At 38.2% G+C, this 22,324-nt stretch carries 19 protein-coding genes and 11 tRNA genes; 18 read left to right on the top strand and 12 right to left on the bottom strand.

Going from position 1 to position 22,324, the window contains the following annotated elements:
* The first annotated feature begins 47 nt into the window (after positions 1-47).
* The 18 genes from CCON33237_RS01120 to CCON33237_RS01035 all read left to right on the top strand — a co-directional run bounded on the left by CCON33237_RS01120 (position 48) and on the right by CCON33237_RS01035 (position 20,086).
* Positions 48-1,010 (top strand): hypothetical protein, encoded by a 963-nt coding sequence (locus tag CCON33237_RS01120; protein ID WP_054196029.1) that lies wholly within the window; start codon positions 48-50, stop codon positions 1,008-1,010.
* A 175-nt stretch (positions 1,011-1,185) separates the two neighbouring features.
* Positions 1,186-2,550: a coproporphyrinogen III oxidase family protein gene (locus CCON33237_RS01115; RefSeq protein ID WP_054196028.1), complete on the top strand. Its 1,365-nt coding sequence runs from the start codon at positions 1,186-1,188 to the stop codon at positions 2,548-2,550.
* Positions 2,550-4,184 (top strand): cyclic peptide export ABC transporter, encoded by a 1,635-nt coding sequence (locus tag CCON33237_RS01110; protein ID WP_054196027.1) that lies wholly within the window; start codon positions 2,550-2,552, stop codon positions 4,182-4,184. The genes CCON33237_RS01115 and CCON33237_RS01110 overlap by 1 nt, the downstream gene beginning before the upstream one ends.
* Positions 4,185-4,289: 105 nt before the next feature.
* Positions 4,290-4,679, top strand: a complete 390-nt coding sequence (locus tag CCON33237_RS01105) for an NAD(P)H-quinone oxidoreductase subunit 3 (protein WP_021090439.1) — start codon at positions 4,290-4,292, stop codon at positions 4,677-4,679.
* A complete protein-coding gene (locus CCON33237_RS01100; RefSeq protein WP_012001120.1) occupies positions 4,661-5,173 on the top strand; it encodes a NuoB/complex I 20 kDa subunit family protein in 513 nt (170 codons plus the stop codon). Before CCON33237_RS01105 ends, CCON33237_RS01100 begins: the two co-directional genes overlap by 19 nt.
* Positions 5,170-5,928 (top strand): NADH-quinone oxidoreductase subunit C, encoded by a 759-nt coding sequence (locus tag CCON33237_RS01095; protein WP_054196026.1) that lies wholly within the window; start codon positions 5,170-5,172, stop codon positions 5,926-5,928. Before CCON33237_RS01100 ends, CCON33237_RS01095 begins: the two co-directional genes overlap by 4 nt.
* Positions 5,925-7,154: an NADH dehydrogenase (quinone) subunit D gene (gene nuoD, locus CCON33237_RS01090; RefSeq protein WP_054196025.1), complete on the top strand. Its 1,230-nt coding sequence runs from the start codon at positions 5,925-5,927 to the stop codon at positions 7,152-7,154. The genes CCON33237_RS01095 and nuoD overlap by 4 nt, the downstream gene beginning before the upstream one ends.
* Entirely contained in the window at positions 7,151-7,381 is a 231-nt protein-coding gene (locus tag CCON33237_RS01085) for an NADH-ubiquinone oxidoreductase subunit E family protein (protein WP_054196024.1), read from the top strand. Before nuoD ends, CCON33237_RS01085 begins: the two co-directional genes overlap by 4 nt.
* Positions 7,378-8,088, top strand: a complete 711-nt coding sequence (locus CCON33237_RS01080; RefSeq protein ID WP_054196023.1) for a hypothetical protein — start codon at positions 7,378-7,380, stop codon at positions 8,086-8,088. The genes CCON33237_RS01085 and CCON33237_RS01080 overlap by 4 nt, the downstream gene beginning before the upstream one ends.
* Entirely contained in the window at positions 8,085-10,385 is a 2,301-nt protein-coding gene (locus CCON33237_RS01075) for an NADH-quinone oxidoreductase subunit G (RefSeq protein ID WP_054196022.1), read from the top strand. Before CCON33237_RS01080 ends, CCON33237_RS01075 begins: the two co-directional genes overlap by 4 nt.
* Positions 10,378-11,373, top strand: a complete 996-nt coding sequence (nuoH, locus tag CCON33237_RS01070; RefSeq protein WP_054196021.1) for an NADH-quinone oxidoreductase subunit NuoH — start codon at positions 10,378-10,380, stop codon at positions 11,371-11,373. The genes CCON33237_RS01075 and nuoH overlap by 8 nt, the downstream gene beginning before the upstream one ends.
* A gap of 8 nt (positions 11,374-11,381) precedes the next feature.
* Positions 11,382-12,020: an NADH-quinone oxidoreductase subunit NuoI gene (nuoI, locus tag CCON33237_RS01065; RefSeq protein ID WP_054196020.1), complete on the top strand. Its 639-nt coding sequence runs from the start codon at positions 11,382-11,384 to the stop codon at positions 12,018-12,020.
* Complete coding sequence (locus tag CCON33237_RS01060; protein WP_054196019.1) at positions 12,013-12,549, top strand: NADH-quinone oxidoreductase subunit J; 537 nt, start codon at positions 12,013-12,015, stop codon at positions 12,547-12,549. The genes nuoI and CCON33237_RS01060 overlap by 8 nt, the downstream gene beginning before the upstream one ends.
* On the top strand, positions 12,546-12,848 hold the full coding sequence (nuoK, locus tag CCON33237_RS01055) for an NADH-quinone oxidoreductase subunit NuoK (protein ID WP_004317991.1): 303 nt from the start codon (positions 12,546-12,548) through the stop codon (positions 12,846-12,848). Before CCON33237_RS01060 ends, nuoK begins: the two co-directional genes overlap by 4 nt.
* Positions 12,849-12,851: 3 nt before the next feature.
* A complete protein-coding gene (gene nuoL / locus CCON33237_RS01050) occupies positions 12,852-14,690 on the top strand; it encodes an NADH-quinone oxidoreductase subunit L (protein WP_054196018.1) in 1,839 nt (612 codons plus the stop codon).
* Entirely contained in the window at positions 14,690-16,201 is a 1,512-nt protein-coding gene (locus tag CCON33237_RS01045) for an NADH-quinone oxidoreductase subunit M (RefSeq protein ID WP_054196017.1), read from the top strand. The genes nuoL and CCON33237_RS01045 overlap by 1 nt, the downstream gene beginning before the upstream one ends.
* A complete protein-coding gene (gene nuoN / locus CCON33237_RS01040) occupies positions 16,198-17,688 on the top strand; it encodes an NADH-quinone oxidoreductase subunit NuoN (protein WP_054196016.1) in 1,491 nt (496 codons plus the stop codon). Before CCON33237_RS01045 ends, nuoN begins: the two co-directional genes overlap by 4 nt.
* A 22-nt stretch (positions 17,689-17,710) precedes the next feature.
* The gene (locus tag CCON33237_RS01035; RefSeq protein ID WP_054197363.1) at positions 17,711-20,086 is read left to right on the top strand and encodes a tetratricopeptide repeat protein; all 2,376 of its coding nucleotides are present in this window, start codon (positions 17,711-17,713) and stop codon (positions 20,084-20,086) included.
* A 500-nt stretch (positions 20,087-20,586) separates the two neighbouring features.
* On the opposite strand, the gene CCON33237_RS01030 is transcribed toward CCON33237_RS01035, so the two are convergent.
* The 12 genes from CCON33237_RS01030 to CCON33237_RS00975 form a co-directional block, all read right to left on the bottom strand.
* Positions 20,587-20,661: transfer RNA gene (locus tag CCON33237_RS01030), tRNA-Glu, on the bottom strand.
* Positions 20,662-20,669: 8 nt separating this feature from the next.
* Positions 20,670-20,745: transfer RNA gene (locus tag CCON33237_RS01025), tRNA-Lys, on the bottom strand.
* Between the two features lie 114 nt (positions 20,746-20,859).
* Positions 20,860-20,936, bottom strand: a tRNA-Asp gene (locus tag CCON33237_RS01020).
* Between the two features lie 8 nt (positions 20,937-20,944).
* A tRNA-Val gene (locus CCON33237_RS01015) sits at positions 20,945-21,020 on the bottom strand.
* Positions 21,021-21,038: 18 nt separating this feature from the next.
* Positions 21,039-21,114, bottom strand: a tRNA-Glu gene (locus CCON33237_RS01010).
* 13 nt (positions 21,115-21,127) lie between these two features.
* Positions 21,128-21,203: transfer RNA gene (locus CCON33237_RS01005), tRNA-Lys, on the bottom strand.
* 129 nt (positions 21,204-21,332) lie between these two features.
* Positions 21,333-21,417: transfer RNA gene (locus CCON33237_RS01000), tRNA-Leu, on the bottom strand.
* Positions 21,418-21,432: 15 nt separating this feature from the next.
* A tRNA-Arg gene (locus CCON33237_RS00995) sits at positions 21,433-21,509 on the bottom strand.
* 15 nt (positions 21,510-21,524) lie between these two features.
* Positions 21,525-21,601, bottom strand: a tRNA-Arg gene (locus tag CCON33237_RS00990).
* A 6-nt stretch (positions 21,602-21,607) separates the two neighbouring features.
* A tRNA-His gene (locus CCON33237_RS00985) sits at positions 21,608-21,684 on the bottom strand.
* Positions 21,685-21,693: 9 nt separating this feature from the next.
* Positions 21,694-21,771 (bottom strand) — tRNA-Pro (locus tag CCON33237_RS00980).
* A 161-nt stretch (positions 21,772-21,932) separates the two neighbouring features.
* Positions 21,933-22,313, bottom strand: a complete 381-nt coding sequence (locus CCON33237_RS00975; protein ID WP_054196015.1) for a VOC family protein — start codon at positions 22,311-22,313, stop codon at positions 21,933-21,935.
* Between the last annotated feature and the right edge of the window lie 11 nt (positions 22,314-22,324).

The raw sequence follows: 22,324 nt of genomic DNA, 5'->3' as shown, positions 1-22,324 counted from the left end.
TTGGTAAAGTTTGAGTTATTTAGATATCTGAATTTTTAGGACACTTTATGGAACAAAAAAACAAACAAGAATTAGTAGATAATATAAACATAGATATTATTTTAAAATTTTATCCTATGGCACTATCTGCCGTTAGTATAATTTGTTATTTTATATATTTTTATAATGTTGGATATTTTCCGGCGATAAGTGGTTCCGATATATTTTATTTCGGTGGATTAATATTCTTCGTATCGTTTCTTATTTCTTTGTTGTTTATAATGCCTACTATTTTTTTTCCTGGCTATCATAATGACAAATTCTGCATGCCATTTATAGTATCTGTCTTTATTCTTTTAGTGCTAGTTTTCATGTTGTCACTATTGTTTATTGGTAAAGATTATGTAATTTCATTGGTTGTTTCCTTTATTGCTTGTGTTTCATATATAGATTGTATAGTCTTTTTTGATAAACGTAATAAAAAAGAAATGATAGTATTTGTTTTGTTATTAATAGTTACTCTTTTGCTTTCGTGTGTTGTCTATTATAATACTACCACTATTGAATTCACCAAACTAGTTCTTTTTGCATTTTTAATAATGGGGTGTATTTTAGCACTACCTATATCTTTATATATAGCAAAAGATATTTATAACAACAAAGGGTATAAATGGTTGTTTGTTAGCATGATAATATGTGTACCAATATATTCTTTTCTATTATTTGCGAATTCGATAGCAGGCTGGCTTGAAATAGGTAATATTAATTACAAATACATAGTAGTTGAAAAAAGCGCACTAGGTACTTTTCCGGACGAGATTTCCAAAAATAGCACAAACATCGGTAGCCACAAAACTTATTATGACGAAAATAAGATAAGTGGCACTATAAAGCTTTATAACATCAAAGCCCTATCAACGCTTGGTAAATTTTATTATTTGGAAACAATTGGCTATGGAAAAGATCAGGAAATAAGATTTGAGCTTGATGCAAGCAAAATTATCTCAAGGGCCAAGGAGCAACTTCCTTAAGCTTTGGGATTAAAATTTGATCAATACGTGAAATTTGCGGATTCAAAAAATTAAAATTTATAGGCCAAATTTATCTGGCTAAGCTAAAAATTTCTTTAACACAAGGCTAAATTTATTAAAAGTTAGCTATCCTAACACATCAATTTAAAACCAAACTTATTTAAGGTGATTAGTTATGATCTTTAAAAATTTTGTCGAGAATTTTGCCGTAAATTACGCTCATAATTCTATTCAAAGATCACTATATAATGAATTTAATATAGACATTTTAACTACAACCTACACCAAAACTCCCAAAAAAGACAAAAAGTATATGCTCTACGCACATGTACCATTTTGTCACACATTCTGCCCATATTGCTCGTTTCATAAGTACCACTATGAGCAAGAACTTGCAAAAATTTACTTTGAAAATTTACGTGAGGAGATGAGGCAGGTTAAAGAGGCTGGATTTGACTTTGATTCACTTTATGTTGGTGGTGGCACGACGCTTATAAATGAGCCAGAGCTTGAGAAGACACTTAAGCTTGCAAAAGAGCTTTTTAGTATAGATGAAATTTCAGCAGAAAGCGATCCAAATCACATCTCACCCGAGAGTTTATCTAGATTTGATGGATTAATTGATCGACTAAGCGTTGGCGTACAAAGCTTTGATGATGAAACGTTAAAAAGAGTTGGCAGATACGAAAAATTTGGCTCAGCCAAGGAGATAAAAAGAAAGCTTGAGCTCGCTCTTGGGAAGATCCCAGTCATTAGCCTGGATCTCATCTTTAACCTGCCAAATCAAACAAAAGAGCAGCTCATAAACGACATAAATACTGCAAAATCCATCTCTCCACAACAAATCACCTTCTATCCACTTATGAAATCAGAGCTAACAAGAGAGAATATAGCTCGCTCACTTGGTGTTTCAAACGTAGATAATGAGCGTGAATTTTATGAGATCATCGTGAGCGAATTTGCTAAGAGCGGATACAAGCAGAGCAACGCCTGGGCATTTTCAAACGAAAAAAGTGCTGACCTTCGCGACGAATATGTTGGCTCAAATTTAGAGTATCTTGGCGTTGGTAGCGGAGCATTTAGCTTTCTTAACGGTGAGCTTGTAATAAACGCGTTTAATCTACTTGAATACGGCAAAAGGATAAAAAATAGGCAAAGTCCAGTCATTGCAAAATGTGGCTTTAGCAAGAAAGAGCGACTTAAATACACGTTTTTAACAAGGCTTTTTGATGGCGGAGTTGATATTAAAAGATATAACGATGAAAATAACACAAACATTAACAAAGCCTTATTTATGGAGCTTAGCTTGCTTAAGCTTGTAAATGCGGTATATGAAGAAAATGGCATTATTAAGCCGACATTTTTTGGCAAATATATCTGCATCGTGCTTATGCGTGATTTTTATGCTGGCATGGACAAAGTGCGTGCGATATTTAAAGATGACGCTAAGATAAAAAGAAGCAAGGTGCTTCACATAATGAGCGAAAATACTGAACAAAAGTATGAGCCAAATATCATTCAGCCGCGAGCTGCGATGTAATGCTTGCAAATTTAATTAAAAAAAATATCTATCAAATTTCTAAAATAGTGTTATTAGCACTCGTATTTAGCGGGTTTGGCGTCTGGACTCTTTCATTTATAAATAATGAGCTTGTAAGCTTAAAGGAATTTGACCCGATTCTTGCAATTAAATTTATAGCAGTCTTACTTTTATTTTTTATAAGCGCCATCGCCGCAAATATATCGCTTACAAATTTTGGGCATAAATTTATCTACGAGCTAAGATATCAAAGTGTAAAGCAAATTTTAGATACGCCAAATAGCGTGGTAAATGAGATCGGTAAGGCAAAGATCATAGCTAGTCTAAACAATGACATAAAAACGATCACATTTGCTTTTATGAGTGCTACTGGTTTTATACAAAGCCTAGTTTTCATCATCTGTGCGAGCATCTATCTTTGTGTAATCGCTCCAAAAATTTTTATCTTTTTATCCATTTGGATCGGTGCGACTCTTTTTATAAATACACTTTTTATGAAAAAAATTCATCTTTATTTTAAGCATTCTAGAGTTCAAGATGACGCATTACAAAAGCACTACGACGATATCGTAGAGGGGCATAGAGAGCTTAGTTTAAATAGAGCAAGGGCAAGTGTCTGCTTTGATGAGTTAAATTTTACAGGCGATAAAAAACGTCAAAATATGGTAAAGGCCGATATTTATCACGCATTAAGCGATAATTTTACAAACATTATGCTGCTTGGCTCAGTTGGACTTTGTGTATTTTTGTGCGTGGCATTTGACTGGGCGAGCCTGCAAACGGCACTAAGCATTAGCTTAACGATACTATTTTTAAGAGGCTCATTTATGAGTATGGTTGGCTCCATACCAGCCGCACTTAGCGCAAAAGTAAGTTTAGAAAAGATCGTGAGTTTAAATCTAAATAAATTTAAGGAAGGCTTTAAATTTGACGATAGCCTAAGCGATAATTGGCAAAACATAAAGCTAAAAGATATAAATTTCAACTACACTCACGGCAGATTTAGCCTAAAAGATGTAAATTTAGAGATCAAACGCAGTGAGATAACATTTATTATCGGTAAAAATGGCAGTGGCAAAAGTACGCTTATAAATTTACTTTGTGGCCTTATGCGCCCAAGTAGTGGCGAAATTTACCTTGATAGCACAAAGATAGATGAAAGAAATTTACAAAGCTACCAGGCAAAGATTAGCGCTATTTTTGCTGATTTTTATCTATTTTCGCAAACGCTCTCTCATAATGGCTTTGCTAGCCAAAGCGAAATAGACGAGCTTTTAGCCTTACTTGAGATCGACAAAAAAGTAAGTGTCATAGATAATAAGCTTAGTACCACGCAACTCTCAACCGGTCAGCGAAAGCGTCTAAGCCTACTAATAGCCATATTAGAGCACCGCTCTATCCTTATCCTAGATGAATGGGCGGCCGATCAAGATCCGCTCTTTAAGCGAAAATTTTATAAAGAAATTTTACCGTTTTTACAAAGTAAGGGCATAAGCATAATCGCTGTTAGCCACGATGATAGCTATTTTGATGTAGCAACTAGGATCATCTTGGTAAAAGATGGCTTTGTGCGTGAGCTAGACGAGAGCGAGCGAATAAGTGCTGCAAAAGATGCAGTTGAGAAGATAAAATAGGAGTAATTTTTACACAAAAGCACAATACTCACCCTACTCTTAAGCCGTTTCAAGCTCAAATAAATTTAAATTTAGTAGAATCTTAAAAATTAAAAAAGGCAAAGTATGTCACATTCAGAGCTTGAAAGCACCTATTTTGGTGCATTTATCATACTTTTACTAGCGACTTGTTCATTTTGTTTAATAACATTCTTATCTTCAAAAATAAGTAAAAAATTAGCCAACCGCAATACCCAGCGTCTAAAACTTGGCTTTTATGAGTGTGGTCCAACCACTGTAAAACAGCCAAATAAGATAAATATCCACTACTTTTTTTATGGAATTTTATTTATTTTGTTTGATGTTGAAGTCATTTTTATGTATCCGTGGGCGGTTGATTTTAGGCTACTTGGAATTTTTGGACTAATCGAAATGTTGCTTTTTGTGGCGATTTTACTTATCGGCTTTGCTTATGCTTGGCAAAAAGGAGTCTTTAAATGGCAAAGCATCAGATAAATTACGCTGCAAATGGCGGCTTGCCAGTCGTTTTAACAACTGTTGATAAGCTCGTTCAGTGGGGCAGAAGTAATTCGCTTTGGGCGCTTAGCTACGGGCTTGCTTGCTGTGCGATCGAGATGATGGCAAGTGGCGCTAGTAGATATGACTTTGATAGATTTGGCACCATTTTTAGGGCTAGTCCAAGACACTCAGAGGTGATGATCATAGCTGGCACGCTAACTAAAAAACACGCTGAGTTTACAAGGCGTCTTTACGACCAGATGCCTGAGCCAAAGTGGGTTATCTCAATGGGTAGCTGTGCAAACACTGGCGGCATGTTTAACACCTATTCAACCGTTCAAGGTGTCGATAGAATAATACCAGTTGATATCTATATCCCAGGCTGTGCCCCACGTCCAGAGACGCTTCAATACGCACTTATGATGCTTCAAAAAAAGATAAGAAAGCAAAGTGCATTTAGAGCACAAAAGCCAAGAAAGCTTGAGATATGAGAGAGTATAAGCCAAAGAATGATCTACAGAAAAAGCAGTATTACAAAGAGAAATTTTATATAGAAAAGCAGACGCCAAAAGAAGCAGCAAATGGCTCTAAATTTGACGAAGAGCTCGCTGTTTTAGAGCAAAGCGGAGTGGAAATTTTATCTAGCTACGTGGAGTTTGATCAGCTTGTAATTTATATAAATTCTAGTGAAAATTTTAAAGCGCTTGAGACACTAAAAAGCTTTGGTTACGAACAGCTTAGTGAGCTTGCAGCACTTGATTTCATAAATCAAAAAGGTGGATACGAAGTCTTTTATCAGCTTCTTAGTATCAGTAAAAATAGACGCGTCCGTGTAAAATGCTTTGTAAAAAATGATGAAATGCTAAAAAGCGTTTGTGAGCTTTACAAAAGCGCAAACTGGGCTGAGCGCGAGATGTATGATCTAAGCGGTGTTTTGATCAAAGATCATCCAAATTTAAAGCGTCTCATCATGCCTGATGACTGGCACTCACACCCGCTCTTAAAGAGCTATCCGCTAACTGGCGACGAGGCTGCCAAATGGTACGAGGTGAATAAAATTTTTGGGCGTGAGTTTAGAGAGCAAATTGGCGAAGAGAACCGCGATCCAGCTTATATTGAAGAGAAAGATACCTTTGGATTCTCAAGAGTATTTAGCGAGGAGTACGAGTATCAAGAAGATGGCGGCGTAAAATTTGTCAAAAAGGCTAAATTTAACCAGAGCCAGATAGTAAAGGAAAGACCTTGAGCCAGTCACCAAACCGCTTAAAACCATTTTTTGAAAATTTAGAATTTGAGCAAAATGACGGCAAGATGATACTAAATTTTGGCCCACAACATCCAAGTGCTCATGGCCAGCTAAAACTCGTGCTTGAGCTTGACGGAGAAAAGGTCGTGCGTGCGATGCCAGAGGTTGGCTTTATGCACCGAGGCGTTGAAAAGATGGCTGAAAATATGACCTATCAGGAATTTATCCCAGTGACTGACAGGGTGGATTACATCGCATCAAGTGCCAATAACTACGCATTTTGCGCGGCTGTGGAGAAGCTTTGCGCTATAGAAGTGCCTCGTCGTGCGCAGATCATTAGAGTGATGCTTTTAGAGCTAAACCGCATCAGCTCACACCTTTTATTTTTGGCTACGCACGCCCTTGATGTGGGGGCAATGAGCGTCTTTTTGTACGCATTTAGAGAGCGCGAATACGTCCTTGATCTCATAGAAAAATACTGCGGCGCAAGGCTAACTCATAGTTCAATAAGGATCGGTGGCGTGCCGCTTGATCTGCCTGATGGCTGGTGCGAGGAGCTGCTTAAATTTTGCGAGAAATTTCCAAGCGACATCACGCTTTATGAAGATCTGCTAAGTGAAAATAGAATTTGGCAAGCAAGGCTTATTGACGTGGGCGTAGTCAGCAAAGAGCTAGCCCTTAGTAGCGGCTGTTCTGGCGTCATGCTAAGAGCTAGCGGCATCGCGCGCGACATCAGAAAAGAAGAGCCATATCTCATCTACGACGAGCTAGAATTTGACGTGCCTTACTCTACCAAGGGCGACTGCTACGCAAGATACCTACTTTATATGAAAGAGATGTGCGAGTGCGTGAAAATTTTAAAGCAGTGCGTTAGCAAATATCAGACAAGTAGCCCCGCTATCATCGCCGACGCGCCAGAGTATGTGAGCGCTTCAAAAGAGCAGATAATGAGTCAAAACTACTCATTAATGCAGCATTTTGTGCTGATAACTCAGGGGCTAAAGCCACCAAAGGGCGAAATTTACTTTGCTAGTGAGTCACCAAAAGGCGAGCTTGGAATTTATATAAACTCAGACGGCAGCGCAAGCCCGTATCGCCTAAAAATTCGCACGCCAAGCTTTTGGCACTGCGCTATTTATGAAGATTTATTGGTAGGCCAGTACGTTGCTGACGTAGCTACGATAATTGGTAGCACAAATATCATCTTAGGCGAGGTTGATAGATGAGAAGGGTCGATCTTAGGCATCTAAAGGGCGAGTTTTTGAGCACTCTTGGGCAGCAGATAAAGGCTAGCGAGCCTGGCGAAGTGATTATATTTTTATTTGAGATAGGTGATTTTAGCGGTGTAGCGAAGGCTGTAAATTTAGCTTATAATCTAAACTGCGAAGTGATGAACTCGCTTAAATTTAACCAAGTTGATTGGGCATTAACGATAAAAAAGGGCAAGATATGAAATTTAATGATCTAATAGCAGGCAAGAGCCTAAGTATCGCGAATTTACTAAGTTTGAGCGACAAAAATTTAGCAAAAAAGATAAAAGAGCACGAGTTTAAATACATCTCATGCTTTGAAGATAACGAGCTTGGCAGTAAAAATTTGATCCGCTGCGAGATAGGATCTATAAGCTACGTCTTAGCGCTTCTTTGCAAGTATGCAAATTTGGTGCAAAATGAGTTTTTCGACGAGCTTGATGATGGGCTCATAAGCGGCGAGTGCAACGTGGGCGAAGAGGAATTTGAAGAGCTAGGCAAGTGGATAAAGGACGTTAAAAACATCGTTATTGATGATTCATTTTTTACTCATCCAGATAAAGATGCGATCTTTTGGCTACTTGAAATTTTAGGCAAAAATGTCGTTTTGGCTGGTGGTTGCAAGAAAGAATTTAATGATTATCACAAAATAGACGAGCTAAAAGAGCTTGAAAATTTTGACGGAGCGGTCGTTTATCTAAACAAAAACGCAAGCGATGAGATCGTAGGTGGTGTACAGTTTGGTATCGTAGCAAAGGCAAAGGATGGCGAAATTTTAAATTTAAAGGCAAAAGATTTTAGCGTGAAGGCAAAATTTAAACTAGATCATTCGCTAAAAGGCACAGTTGCGATATTTGGCGCAAAAGAGTTTGATGGATACGCATTTAAGCAAGTAGTAGTTAGTAAATGAAAATAAGCATAAATGATCAAATTTTAGAAGCAGATGAAGGCGAGAGCATCCTAAATATCGCAAGAGCAAATGGAATTTATATCCCAGCTCTTTGCTATCTTAGCGGCTGCTCACCAACTCTTGCTTGTAGGCTTTGCATGGTCGAGGCAAACGGCAAAGTAGTTTATAGCTGCAATGCCAAAGCAAAAGAGGATATGCAAATTTATACAAACACGCCAGAAATCGCTGCCGAGCGAAATGCGATCATGCAGACTTATTGCGTAAATCATCCGATTCAATGTGGCGTTTGTGACAAAAGCGGCGAATGCGAACTACAAAATTTAACCACACATCTAAAGGTAAATGAACAAAAATTTGCCATCTCTGACACGCACAAACCACATAAAGAATGGGGGCTAATCAACTACGATCCAGCTCTTTGCATAGTCTGCGAAAGATGTGTCACTGTTTGTAAGGACAGGATCGGTGAGAGTGCGCTAAAGACCGTACCAAGAGGCATTGAAGTGCCAAAAGAGCTAAAAGAGAGTATGCCAAAAGATGCCTATGCAGTTTTTAGTAAGATGCAAAAAAGCTTAATAGGTCCAAGCGTGGGCGAGAGTCTAGACTGCTCATTTTGCGGCGAGTGTATCAGCGTTTGCCCTACTGGAGCGCTTATTAGTTCGCATTTTCAATATAGTACAAATATCTGGGAGCTAAACCCTATCCCAGCGGCAAATCCGCACCAAAGCGACTGCGAGCTAATTTACTATGACATAAAAGAAAAGAGCACTAGCGATAGAAGTAAGCAAATTTACCGCGTCAGCAATGATTTTACATTTGGTGAGGTAAGTGGGGCAGCTAGGTTTGGTTATGACTTTCACAACGAGCTTGCCTGTAAAAATGAAGAGAAATTTGAAGAGATTGTTTTAAATATTAAAAATGGCGCGATCAAAAATATAAAATTTAATAGCTTCATCACGAACGAAGAGGCCCTTATTTTAGAGCGTTTAAGAGAGAAATTTGATCTAAATTTAATAAATAATGAGGCGCTAAATTATCAAAAATTTTTAAATAAATTTAGCGAATTTAGCGGGCTTAGCTCATATAATGCAGACTATGAAGATATTAAAAAAAGCGATTTTATCATCACTGCTGGTAGTTTCTTAAGACACGAAAGCCCAGTAACAAGCTTTAAGTTAAATAATGCTTTAAAAATGAACAAGGCGGCTGGAATTTACTTTCATCACATTGAGGATAAAGTAGTTAAAAAATACTCTAAAAATTTCGTCTGTGTAACGTACAAACCTGGCAAATTAGAGCAAATTTTACTTTTTGTCTTGAAAAATTGGGGTGAAAATTTACCAAAAAAGCTTAGTGAAAGGCTAGCAAATTTTGATGAAAATTTTGGCTTAGACATATCTGCTTTAAGCGAAGGAAAGAGCAAATTTACGCTTATATTAGGAAGCGATTTTTACACGGACGAAAATGCAAATTTACTAGCCGCACTTGCTGGAATAATAGCAACATCCACGCCGTTTCGTGTGATGCTCATACCTCCTCGCACAAACTCGCTTGGGGTGGCTAAAATTTGTACTCTATCAAGCGAGAAAAAGCCTGGCAAGACACTAGGCTATAACGAAAATGGTGATTATAAATTTAGCATTTTTGAAGGAGATCTTGACACAGCAGCACTAAATCAGCAAGAAGGCACATTTACAAACATAAACAACGACGTAGTGCCTACAAATGTGGCGATACCACACAAAGGATATTTTTTAAACGACATCGCAAACGCACTTGGACTAATAGCTGAAAATACAATAGATTACACACCACTTTTGCCAAAAGAAAAAGGATATAGAGGCATTAAATTTGATGATTTAGAAAATTTTTACGCAAGTGACGGCACAAGCAAGCGTGGCTATAAGCTAGAAATTTTAAATTTCATACCAAACAATGATATAGAGCCACTTTTAAAAGATAGTGAGAGTGTAAATTTAAAAGACGACGAGGCACTTATAAGTCTTGCAAATCCCATAAATTTGCCATCATTTTTTGCAAACTATGCCACACAAACAGCCAAAAGAGCAAAGCTTTATGCAAGTAGCGAGTTTATAGCTAAATTTGAAATTTCACAAAATGAAGCGGTTATTTTAGAAAAAAACGAGCATAAGCTTGCCATTTGCATGGATATTGATGATGAGCTTGATGGCTTAGCAGCATACTTGGGTGACTATGACGACAAGCTTGATCTTAGTCTTATTTTTAATGGTAAAAACTACGTTGCAGTGAAAATTTTAAAGGTGAGCGATGAGTGATATATTATTTTTTATTCTAACCACTATCATTAAAGCTGTCGTAATTTTAGCTGTTATGGCGAGTCTTGCAGGGCTTGCGACCTATGCTGAGAGAAAAGTGCTAGCCTATATGCAACGCCGCGTGGGGCCTGATATGGTGGGACCTGCTGGCGTGCTTCAGATCGTAGCTGACATGATAAAACTCTTTACAAAAGAGGACATTGTACCAGCAAATGCAAATAAATTTATCTTTCTGATAGCACCTCTAATATCTGCTATCGCGGCATTTGCAGCGCTTGCACCTGTGCCATTTTTGCCTGAGTTTGAAATTTTTGGACATACATTACGTCCGATTCTCTCAGATATAAATGTTGGTATTTTATACATCGCTGGTGTTGCTTCGGTTTGCGTCTTCTCTCCACTTGCAGCAGGTCTTGCAAGCTATAATAAATTTGCTCTAATTAGTGCAGCTCGCGCAGTAGTCTCACTTCTTAGTTTCGAAATAGTCGCTGGCATGGCTCTTTTAAGCGTCGTAATGGTAACTAGCTCACTCTCACTTGTGGATATAAACAACTATCAAAAAGGAATTTTTGGCTGGCTTATATTTAAGCAGCCACTTGCCTTTTTGCTCTTTTTAATAGCAAGCTTTGTGGAGTGCAATAGAACACCATTTTGCTTAACAGAAAACGAAACAGAAATAGTAGCAGGCTATGGCACCGAGTATAGCGGCATGAGATGGGCGATGTTTTTCATCGGCGAATATACAAATATGATCGCTGCTAGTATCATCATTACGATTTTATTTTTAGGTGGATTTAACGAATTTTTATTTATCCCAGGTGCTTTGATGATCATCTTAAAATCAAGCATTGTCTTTTTCTTTTTTCTTTGGGTGAGGGCTTCATGGGCACATTTAAGAGTTGATCAGTTAAGTGCATTTTGCTGGAAAATTTTACTTCCGCTTGGAATTTTAAATATCGTAATCACTGGCTTTATGCTACTAATCTAAGGCGAAAAATGAGTGAGAAAAAATATATTTTAATAGATGAAAAGTTAAAGCCAAAGAGCGCATTTGATAAATTTAAGCACTTCATCGCTATCACATTTAAGCCTGATCTTTTGATCGGACTAAAAGTCACTATAAAGCAGATGCTCTTTAGCAAGTCACATACTTTAAAATACCCTATGCAAAAGATGGAGCTAAACGCCAGATATAGGGGAATTCATAGGCTTTTAAAATTTGTTGAAAGCGAAAATGAGCGCTGCATAGGCTGTGGGTTATGCGAGAAAATTTGCGTTAGCAACTGCATCTCGATGAAGACTTCGCTTGGCGAAGATGGCCGCAAAAAGGTCGCAAGCTACACGATAAATTTAAGCAGATGTGTGTATTGCGGTTTTTGCGCTGATGTCTGCCCTGAGCTTGCCATAGTTTGCGGGCAAGAGTACGAGGTCGCAAGTGAAAATAAAATCCTCTTTGGTACAAAAAATGAGTTTTTAACGGATGATAAATTTTTAAAAGATCAAACCGAGTTTGAGGGCTATGGCGCGCTACCTAAAAATGCTAGTAGCCTAGTGAAAAAGACGCCAAATGCGCTTACAAATGAAGATAAGGCAGAAGTGATGGATATAAATTTAAAAGGGTCAAGCGATGTATGAGAGCTTTGCATTTTATCTTTTTAGTGCCCTTATATTAGTTAGTTTTTCTTTTAGCGTGCTTTGCAAAAACGCCCTAAATGCGGTCTCTGCGCTAGCTGCTGGCATGGTTTTTATATCAGCTATATTTTTCTTGCTTGGGGCTGAGTTTTTAGGTGTGGTACAAATCGTCGTCTATACAGGCGCGGTGGTCGTTTTATACGCATTTGCGATGATGTTTTTTGACACCAGCAAGGAGTGCGAGCCAAAAAGTGGCAAAAAAGCAAAGATCATCGTCTATCTTTTAAGCAGCTTCATAGCGCTTCTTTTGATATTTATCTTTTTAGCGCCGATCTATAGCGCTAAGCAAGAGGTGGTAAATTCTACTCTCGCTAACCTTGGCAACATCGAAGCGGTTGGAATTTTGCTCTTTAGCAAGTATCTGCTTGCCTTTGAGATGTGCGCTATCATGCTACTTGTGGCGATGGTGGCTGGCATCATCTTGATACACAAAGACCTAGACGCGCAAAGCAAATTTGAGGAGATGCTATGATAGGCCTTACTCACTATCTCATCCTAGCAAGCCTAGTCTTTGTCATAGGTCTTGTTGGCATAATGAGAAGAAGAAATTTGATAATGCTATTTTTCTCAAGCGAAATTTTACTAAACTCAGCAAACATCGCACTTGCAGCCATCTCGAAATACTACTTTGACCTAACTGGGCAGATTATCGCTTTTTTTATAGTAGCCATCGCCGCTAGCGAGGTCGCCGTGGGACTAGGTCTGCTCGTGCTTTGGTACAAAAAGACTGGCAGCATCAGTTTAGATTCGATGACAAATATGAAAGGCTAAGAGATGATTTTATTTTGTATTTCGCTATTTTTCCCGCTTCTTAGCTTCATTGTAGCTGGCATCTTTTCGCATAGTAGTAAAAATTTATTTATCGGTCTTTTTTGCTCGCTTCTCATGATCGTTAGCGCCACAGCTTCGCTTATGCTAACGGCTAGCCTTAGCGTAGATGAGCCACTAAATTTAACCCTAAAAGAGTTTATAAACTTAGGCTCGCTTGATCTTAGTTTTAGCTTCTACCTTGATGCGATCAGCCTTGTGATGCTTAGCACCGTGGGCGTGGTCGCTAGCATCGTGCATATCTACTCCATTGGCTACATGAGAGATGACGCGAGTTTTAACCGCTTTTTTAGCTACTTGGGGCTCTTTGTCTTTTGCATGAACGTCCTTGTTTCAAGTGATAACTTAATAGGGCTCTTTATCGGCTGGGAGAGCGTTGGACTTTGCTCGTGGCTACTCATTGGCTTTTGGTATAAAAGACCTAGCGCAAACGTCGCTGCAAACGAAGCCTTTGTGATGAACAGAGTGGCTGATTTGGCCATGCTTGTTGGCATTTTTTATATATTTTATAGCTTTGGCTCACTTAAATTTAGCGAGGTTTTTAATGCTAGAAGCGACCTTTCTGGGCTAAATTTAGGCATCATCGCCACACTTCTTTTTATAGGCGCCATGGGTAAAAGTGCGCAGTTTCCATTTCACACTTGGCTTGCAAACGCCATGGAGGGCCCAACGCCGGTTTCTGCACTCATCCACGCTGCGACCATGGTAACAGCTGGCGTCTATCTAGCCATACGCGCAAATTTCATCTTTGCAAATGTGCCTGAAGTATCGCACTTTATAGCCTGCCTTGGCGCATTTGTAGCGATATTTGCCGCAAGTATCGCGCTAGTGCATAACGACCTTAAAAAGATAGTCGCTTACTCGACGCTTTCGCAGCTTGGATATATGTTTGTAGCCGCTGGTCTTGGCGCTTACAAGATCGCACTTTTTCACCTTGTCACGCACGCATTTTTCAAGTCACTTCTCTTTTTATGCGCTGGAAACGTCATGCACGCGATGAATGACGAGCTAAATATCAAAAAAATGGGCGGACTTTATAAATTTATGAAGCCAACTGCACTTCTTTCTATCATCGCAAGCTGCGCGCTGGCTGGCTTTTATCCATTTGCTGGCTTTTTTTCTAAAGATAAAATTTTAGAAGTCGCCTTTAGTGAAAATCAAATTTTGTGGGCCGTCTTGCTATTTGGCGCGGTGCTTACGGCATTTTATAGCTTTAGGCTTGTCATGCTAGTCTTTTTTGCAAAGCCAAAGAGCGACACTCATGCACATGAGGCCAAAAACTACATGCTTGTTGGCATGAGTGTGCTTGGCGTTCCCTCAGTCATTAGTGGCTTTTTTTGGAGCAACTTTAGTGAGTTTTTAAGTAATAGCCTTGGGGATTTTAAGCTAAATTTATCTCACAGCAGTGAAATTTTCTTACTCGTTTTAACACTTACTTTAGTGCTTGCAAGTGCTGGCTTTGCAGTCTTTGCTTATAAAAAAGAAATTTTTAAAGAGAGCATTTGCGAGAGTAAAATTTACAAAATTTTGCAAAATGCCTACTTTATCCCAAAATTTTATGAGAAATTTTTTATAAATGGCTACGCTTTTATCTCTAAAATTTGCAAGAAATTTGATGAGATGATAGTTGATAAAAGTGTCGATTTTGTCGCATTTGTGGTTACTAAATTTGCATATCTTGCAAATAAAATGCAAAGTGGCGATCTAAGCGTCATGCTTAGGTTTATGGTCGCAGGATTTGCCTTGCTTTTAAGCTTTATATTTTTATTAAACGGAGCCAAATAATGCTAAGTGTCATCATATTTTTCCCAGCAATAAGCGCAATACTTGGCTTTTTGATAGAAAATAAAAGCATCAAATTTTATGGAGCAAGCATCGCTTTAATCGAGCTTTTGCTAGCCATTTTTATCTGCGTAAATGTCGATTTTCAGGGTTATGACTTTGTTTTAACGCATCAAGTCTCACTCATACCAAGCCTAAATATCAGCTACTTTGTCGGCATTGACACCATCTCACTTGTGCTTATAGTCCTTAGCGCATTTATGAGCTTTATCTCTATCGCCGCACTTAGTGATGATGGAAATTTAAAGCACCTGGTTATTAGCGTGCTATTTTTAGAGAGCACGATGATGGGCGTCTTTAGCGCGCTTGATATGATCTTGTTTTACAGCTTTTGGGAGCTTAGCCTTATACCGCTACTTTACATCATCGGCGCATTTGGCAGTAAAAATAGAATTTACGCTGCGATTAAATTTTTTATCTACACATTTTTAGGCTCTGTCTTTATGCTAGTGGCGATCATCTTTATCGGCTATTTGTGCTATCAAAAAAGCGGCGTATTTAGCTTTAATCTGCTTGATTGGTATAAGCTTGGTATCGGAGAAAATGCTCAAATTTGGCTATTTTTAGCATTTTTCTTCGCTTTTGGCGTGAAAACTCCGCTGTTTCCATTTCACACGTGGCTTCCTTATGCGCACGGACAGGCTCCGACTATCGGCTCGGTGCTGCTTGCTAGCGTGCTTTTAAAGATGGGCACTTACGGCTTTGTGAGATTTTCACTTCCACTTTTTCCAGATGCGAGCCTGCTTTTAAGTGGCTTTGTATGTGTCATAGCCATCATCATGATCATCTACGCAGCCCTTGTTGCCTATGCACAAAGCGACATGAAGCAAGTGATCGCTTATAGCTCCATTTCACACATGGGTGTCATCATGCTAGGCATATTTTCACTAAATTTGATAGGGCTTAGCGGCTCAATATTTTTAATGATAAGCCACGGTATCGTAAGCGGCACACTATTTTTGCTAGTTGGCGTCATCTACGAGAGGGCTCATACCAAAGAAATTTGCGAATTTGGCGGCCTTGCTAAGGTGATGCCAAAGTACGCGCTTGTGTTTTTTATAGCAACTCTTGCAAGCATCGGTTTGCCGCTAACGATTGGCTTTGTGGGTGAGTTTTTGAGCCTAATTGGCGTCTTTAAGCTAAACAAGCTCTTTGCGCTACTTGGTGGCTTTAGTATCATCGTGGGCGCTGTTTATATGCTAGTACTTTATAAAAGTGTCTTTTTTGGCGAGTGCAAAGAGAAAAATTTAAGCCTAAAAGATCTAAATTTTAAAGAGTTAGCCGCTCTTGTGCCACTTTGCTTGCTCATAATCATTCTTGGTATTGCACCAAATTTGATACTAAAACCACTTGAACCAAGCGTGCAAAATATCATAAGTAAAATGCAAACTAGAGCTGTAAATAGCGGCACAAAGGATAAAATTTTATCTTTAAATGGCGGGAGCAAACTATGAACGAAATAGCCTTTTTAGACCTAAACGAGATCTCGCTACAATCACTCTCGCCGATGCTAAGCATGATGGTTTTTGCACTTTTTATCCTCATAGTTGGAGCGATAAAAAAGGATCTTTCGAGGAATTTCTACTGCGTATTTTGCATCATCGCTATATTTGTAAATTTGGGTCTTATATTAGATTTTAATGGTCTTAGTCTTAGCTTTTGGGATATGCTTTTGGTAGATGGAATTTCTATCATCTCACAAGTCATCATCCTCATCGCTTCAGCCCTTTTCATACCGCTCGCACTGAGCACGAAAGAGTATTTTGAGTATAAAATTTACGAGTATTATGCGCTATTTTTGTTTATGATCGCAGGATTTTTATTTATGGTGAGCTCAAGCAACCTGCTCATCATATTTTTGGGTCTTGAGATCAGCTCACTTTGCCTCTACACTCTCATTGCCCTTCACAACAAGGCAAAAAGCGTCGAGGCTGCCATCAAATACTTTGCGATGGGCTCGCTCTCGGCTGGCTTTTTTGCGATGGCGATAGCTATGTTTTATCTGGCAACAAACTCAATAGACATCGCTCGTATAGGTGTAGCGATAAAAGATCTTAGCCTAAATCAAAATTTAATCATCCTTCTTGGCTGCGTTTTCATCGCCTCAGCCATTGGCTTTAAGCTCTCACTCATACCATTTCACACCTGGATACCAGACGTTTATGAGGGCTCAAATGCCCCGCTTGCAGGCTATATGTCGATCGTGCCAAAGGTAGCGGGCTTTATCGTCGCATTAAGGATCTTTACGATGCTTGAGGGCTCTGGAATTTCATGGATAAAAGATATGCTCTACATCATCGCCGTGCTTACGATGAGCCTTGCAAATATCATGGCACTAGTGCAAAAAGACGTAAAAAGAATGCTCGCCTTTAGCTCGATAGCCCATGCTGGCGTGGTTCTTTGCGCGTTAGTGGCAAACTCTCACGAGGCAAATGTCGCCTTGTTTTTCTACTGGATAATGTTTTTGTTTGCAAATTTGGGTGCATTTTCTATGCTCTGGGTGGCAAGGTGTGACGATGTCGTCTGCTGGGACAAGCGCTTTAAACACCCGTATGAGAAATTTTCAGGGCTTATTAAAATTTTGCCAAGCTACGCCGTGATAATGGGAATTTTCATGATAGCCCTTGCTGGCATTCCGCCTTTTAGCGTCTTTTGGGGTAAGATGGTACTTATCTCATCGCTCATAAAATCTGATTACGTCGTGCTTGGCGTTATAATCATGATAAATTCTGCCATTGCGATTTATTACTACCTAAGGCTCATCGTCTTTATGTTTTTAAAAGAGCCTATCGTGACAGATAAAAACCTCTACACCGCAAATGTCTCGATGGCGCTAAAGGTGATCGTTGGAGTTGCCGTTGCTGGCACGGTCTTTGCATTTTTATTTTCTGGGGCGATTTTGGAATTTATCGAGCATTTTGTCTTTGCTTCAGGATTTTAGAAAATTTAACTATAATGGCGGTATGAAAAAGCTCTTAATCATCTTATTTTTACCGCTTTATCTATCCGCCTTTAGCCTTAGCCTAAACAGCGGCGCAAATGCAAATAAGCCTTATAGCGTCCTTCAGCTAAGTGATGAGAAAGAATTTGAATGTGTGGAGCAAATTTTAGCCTACGACACGAAGCGCTACGTTTGTATGCTTGATGATGGGATCTTGCCAAAGATCGAAGATACGACGTTGCCTTTAATGGATATAAAATATAAAAAACAAGATGGCAAGCTCTTTATCGTCATCATGCCAAAAGCGCCTTCAAAACTTCTAAATATTCAAACCGAGCTTTACAGCAGCCCAAGCGTGCAAGATACGCCAAAGACGACCATCTCAAAGCACTTTAGCATCATCATCGACACTTCACTAAGCGAAAACAACAAAAGAGTATCTGGGCTAAATTTTAAACCTGATTTTAAAGATATGCTAAGTCCAAGCATCGGAGCGCTTGATCTTAACAAAGCTCCTATTGCTGGGCTTGATAGTAATGACATTGATATCTACATAAGCATAAAAAGAGCTTATGAAAAAGGCGCTTATGAAAATGTAGTAAAAGATACTCAAACAGCGATAAAAAGGCACCCAAATAGCCTTTTTTCAAGTGAATTTTTACTATTTCGTCTAAGGGCTCTTGATAAAATTTTTGAGACAAAAAATGAGTTTGAAGAGATTGAGCCAAAAGATATCGTAAGTGAAGGTAGGGCTTGGATTAGAAAATTTCCATCTGATGAAAACTATCCAGAAGTGCTATATCTAATCGCTAGAGCCTACCTAAAAGATAGCATCGCAAGTGATGCAAAATATATGCTTGATATCTTAAACGAAGAGCACGCAAACTCAAAATTTACGAAACTTGCAGCACTTGATTATGCTGATTATCTCTACAAAATAGGCAAACAAAAAGAGGCGCTAAAAGACTATGAAAAAGTGCTTTACTCTACAAACGACATCGACCTTGCAAGTAGAGCAGCACTAAGCCTAGCTGATGCAAATATCGATAAAGAAAAATTTGATGAAGCAAAGAAATTTATACTAAAAATCGCAAATGCGAATGAAAAATTTTTTATGAATAACCCAACGAAGTCGATGAATCTTGCAACTACATTTGCAAGTAAAGATATGCCTGATGTGGCTGCTAAAATTTATGAAATCTTGATAAACAATAGCGATAGAACGAAAGATTTTTATGAAGTTGCTTTAAAAAATTTAGCACTAAATCTAGCCAAAACAAAAGATGAGAAAAAAGCATACGAATACTTAAATAGATATGAGACAGAGTTTAAATATGGTGATTATATCGATGAGGTGACTAAAGCAAAAGATGGGTTATTTTTTGAAGAAAAGGATGAAAATGCTACTGCACTTCATGCTAGATATAAAGAACTCATCGAAAAATATGCTGGAACAAATATTAGCCAGAAGGCTTTAATAAGCGAGCTTGAGCTGGATATTAAAGAGCGTAAATTCTCCGATGCACTATCTTACAAAACCATGGCAAAAGATGGAAATTTGAGTAAGGCAATGGAGCTGATAAATGAGGCTGCGCTAGAGCTTACAAAAGAGTATTTTATAAAAGATGATTGCACGGCTGTTATAAATTTGCTTGAAAACTACGATATAAATAAAATCTCATTACCACAGTTTAAACTTTTTAACTGCTACTTTAGAACAGCTCGCTACAACGATGCACTTGAGTTAGCAAAAGCTCATGCAAAAGATGAAAATTTAGAAGACAGAGTTGAGTGGCTGGTAAATTTGAGCAAAATTTTATATAAAAACAAAGACTATGAGCATGCGATCATTGCTGCAAATGATGCGCTTTCACTTGGCTCATCAGTCGAATACTCAGATCCAACACCATCTCTTTTTGACAGGTTTTACTCATTGCTTGCATTAAAACGCTTTACGGAGGCGATCTCAACCATTAGCGCTATTGAGCAGCTAAGAGGCCAAGACTTTAAGATTATCGAAGCATATACAGCTATAAGCGACTATGCGATGAAAAGTAATGACTACGCCATCGCTACAACATATGCCAAAAAAGCTCTTGAGCTACAAACAAAAGCCAAGATAAATACATTTTCACCAAAGATAAATTTTAACTACTCAGAAGCTTCGCTAAAGACAGATAACCTAGGTGAGGCACTTGACGAGGCGAAATTTATACTAAATATGAAGCTTGAGCCAGAAGATCGCTTACACGCTTTAAATTTGATAAGCGAAATTTATATAAGGCAAAAGCAGTTTAAGTTGGCTAGGCCTTATTTAAATGAGTGCTCTGACTCAAATTTTATAAGCCCGTATAAAGATGCTTGCAAAGCTAAGCTTGATATGATAGGCAAAAACTAAATAAAAAGAAATAGCTTGTAAGTTAAGCTTTCTTTAATTATGTATTTAATTTTTTATATTGCCATCAAATGCTCTTTATATTATAAAAAGAACTATATTTTATCGTAAGCCTTAATGATTTTTAACGCACGAGATCTGGTATGATCTTAAAAATTTTAAGCACCTTTCTTTAATAACAAATATAGGCTGTTTTACGATTTATAAGTTTAAAAATTAAAAATGCTTAATAAGTTTTTTTCCAATAGATCAAAGCAAAAACAACTTGTAACGCTTTTAATTATATTTATATGATGTGTTTTATTGTATTTATAGAAATTTTTAGCTTATTGTAAATTAACTTCTAAAATTTATCATATACTACACGCTAATTAAACAACAATATAAAAATTAATTTTTACGTTTTTAGTAGCAATTTACTAAGCAAAAAAGTATACATTTTTAATAAATTTTCTATAAAAATTTCTATGTAACAAATTGAAAAGTAACAAGGATTATAAAAATGGTGACCCATACGAGACTCGAACTCGTGTTACCAACGTGAGAGGCTGGTGTCCTAACCGCTAGACGAATGGGCCAGAATGGATGGTGCCCCGTGTAGGCCTCGAACCTACGACCCCATCATTAAGAGTGATATGCTCTACCAACTGAGCTAACGAGGCAAAAAACATAATACAAACTATAAAGCCTAATTTTAGAACTAATAATCTTAAAATCTAAATTTTATCACTCAATAATAAGAAAATTTATAATAACCTTAAACTAAGGTTTAGAGATGGCGCAGCGGACGGGGCTCGAACCCGCGACCTCCGCCGTGACAGGGCGGCATTCTAACCAACTGAACTACCGCTGCACCTAAAATGGTGGTCGCTATAAGACTCGAACTTATGACATCCACCTTGTAAGGGTGGCGCTCTACCAACTGAGCTAAGCGACCTAAAATTTAAAAAATATCTGGCGACCCTTAGAGGATTTGAACCTCTGTTTCTACACAGAGAAAGTAGAGTCCTGAGCCACTAGACGAAAGGGTCATAAACCCAAAAATGGTGTCCTGCGTTGGATTCGAACCAACGGCCCCCTCATTAAAAGTGAGATGCTCTACCGACTGAGCTAGCAAGACATTTACTTAAAAAAGAATTGAGATTATACAAAAAACATTATTACATGTCAAGAAACAAGAAAAAGTATCCAGTGCTTTACAATATTAATTTTTAATAATATAAGTTTATCTCAAATTATAAAAAAAGAATGGTGCGGATGAAAGGACTTGAACCTTCACGCCGTGGGGCACCAGATCCTAAGTCTGGCGTGTCTGCCAATTTCACCACATCCGCACAACAATAATAAAGTGGTACGCCCATCAGGATTCGAACCTGAGGCCTACGGCTTAGAAGGCCGTTGCTCTATCCAGCTGAGCTATGAGCGCATAAAGTATTTTAAGTGGCGCGCCCGATAGGAGTCGAACCCATAACCTACAGATCCGAAGTCTGTCGCTCTATCCAATTGAGCTACGAGCGCCCAAAATGGGGTGAGTGATGGGAATCGAACCCACGACCCTCAGGACCACAATCTGATGCTCTAACCGACTGAGCTACACTCACCATTTAACATGGTCGGGGTGAAAGGATTCGAACCTTCGGCCCTCTGGTCCCAAACCAGATGCGCTAACCAGACTGCGCTACACCCCGCCTGAGTCGTGTTTGTAAGTTTATGCCACTACCTCATTAAAAAGTCGTATTTTAACTAGATTTTTTTTTAATGTCAATTAAAAAATACTTAAACTAATATTTTTTTTCTTAGTGCAAAAAAGAGACTTATTTAAATTGCAAATAGACGTTTACTAGAAAAATTATTTTTTATATGAGCTAAGTTCTATCAAATTTCCATCAAAGTCGTATAAGTACAAGCTCTTCATAGCGCCAAGTGCCCCATTTCGCTCTACAATACCAAGCTCAAATTTTACACCCTTTTTAAGTAGCTCTGCATGTACATTTTCTATAAGATCATCCACTATAAAACAAATATCAGTACTGCCTTTTTTGGGATATTTTGCAGATGGTAAAAACTCGCTTTCAAATTTATGTAAATTTATCTTTTGCGAGCCAAATTTTAAGGAGATGCGACCACTATTTTTGCAAAGCTGTATCCCTAAAATTTCGCAGTAAAATTTAATCGCTTTTTCTATATCGCTTACTACAAGAACAATATGATCAATATTTTTTATCTGCATTTTGTTAAATT

Origin of the sequence: Campylobacter concisus (assembly GCF_001298465.1) — a bacterium.
Lineage (GTDB): Bacteria > Campylobacterota > Campylobacteria > Campylobacterales > Campylobacteraceae > Campylobacter_A > Campylobacter_A concisus.
This window is presented reverse-complemented; position numbering and strand designations above follow the sequence as displayed.

What these genes read in the sequence shown, in the direction of transcription:
- CCON33237_RS01060 (WP_054196019.1), top strand. Translation starts at nt 12,013, where the DNA reads ATGTATGAGAGCTTTGCATTTTATCTTTTTAGTGCCCTTATATTAGTT.
- CCON33237_RS01075 (WP_054196022.1), top strand. Translation starts at nt 8,085, where the DNA reads ATGAAAATAAGCATAAATGATCAAATTTTAGAAGCAGATGAAGGCGAG.
- CCON33237_RS01115 (WP_054196028.1), top strand. Translation starts at nt 1,186, where the DNA reads ATGATCTTTAAAAATTTTGTCGAGAATTTTGCCGTAAATTACGCTCAT.
- CCON33237_RS00975 (WP_054196015.1), bottom strand. Translation starts at nt 22,313, where the DNA reads ATGCAGATAAAAAATATTGATCATATTGTTCTTGTAGTAAGCGATATA.
- CCON33237_RS01110 (WP_054196027.1), top strand. Translation starts at nt 2,550, where the DNA reads ATGCTTGCAAATTTAATTAAAAAAAATATCTATCAAATTTCTAAAATA.
- CCON33237_RS01085 (WP_054196024.1), top strand. Translation starts at nt 7,151, where the DNA reads ATGAGAAGGGTCGATCTTAGGCATCTAAAGGGCGAGTTTTTGAGCACT.
- nuoI (WP_054196020.1), top strand. Translation starts at nt 11,382, where the DNA reads ATGAGTGAGAAAAAATATATTTTAATAGATGAAAAGTTAAAGCCAAAG.
- nuoH (WP_054196021.1), top strand. Translation starts at nt 10,378, where the DNA reads ATGAGTGATATATTATTTTTTATTCTAACCACTATCATTAAAGCTGTC.
- CCON33237_RS01080 (WP_054196023.1), top strand. Translation starts at nt 7,378, where the DNA reads ATGAAATTTAATGATCTAATAGCAGGCAAGAGCCTAAGTATCGCGAAT.
- CCON33237_RS01035 (WP_054197363.1), top strand. Translation starts at nt 17,711, where the DNA reads ATGAAAAAGCTCTTAATCATCTTATTTTTACCGCTTTATCTATCCGCC.
- CCON33237_RS01105 (WP_021090439.1), top strand. Translation starts at nt 4,290, where the DNA reads ATGTCACATTCAGAGCTTGAAAGCACCTATTTTGGTGCATTTATCATA.
- CCON33237_RS01100 (WP_012001120.1), top strand. Translation starts at nt 4,661, where the DNA reads ATGGCAAAGCATCAGATAAATTACGCTGCAAATGGCGGCTTGCCAGTC.
- nuoK (WP_004317991.1), top strand. Translation starts at nt 12,546, where the DNA reads ATGATAGGCCTTACTCACTATCTCATCCTAGCAAGCCTAGTCTTTGTC.
- CCON33237_RS01120 (WP_054196029.1), top strand. Translation starts at nt 48, where the DNA reads ATGGAACAAAAAAACAAACAAGAATTAGTAGATAATATAAACATAGAT.
- CCON33237_RS01045 (WP_054196017.1), top strand. Translation starts at nt 14,690, where the DNA reads ATGCTAAGTGTCATCATATTTTTCCCAGCAATAAGCGCAATACTTGGC.
- nuoL (WP_054196018.1), top strand. Translation starts at nt 12,852, where the DNA reads ATGATTTTATTTTGTATTTCGCTATTTTTCCCGCTTCTTAGCTTCATT.
- CCON33237_RS01095 (WP_054196026.1), top strand. Translation starts at nt 5,170, where the DNA reads ATGAGAGAGTATAAGCCAAAGAATGATCTACAGAAAAAGCAGTATTAC.
- nuoN (WP_054196016.1), top strand. Translation starts at nt 16,198, where the DNA reads ATGAACGAAATAGCCTTTTTAGACCTAAACGAGATCTCGCTACAATCA.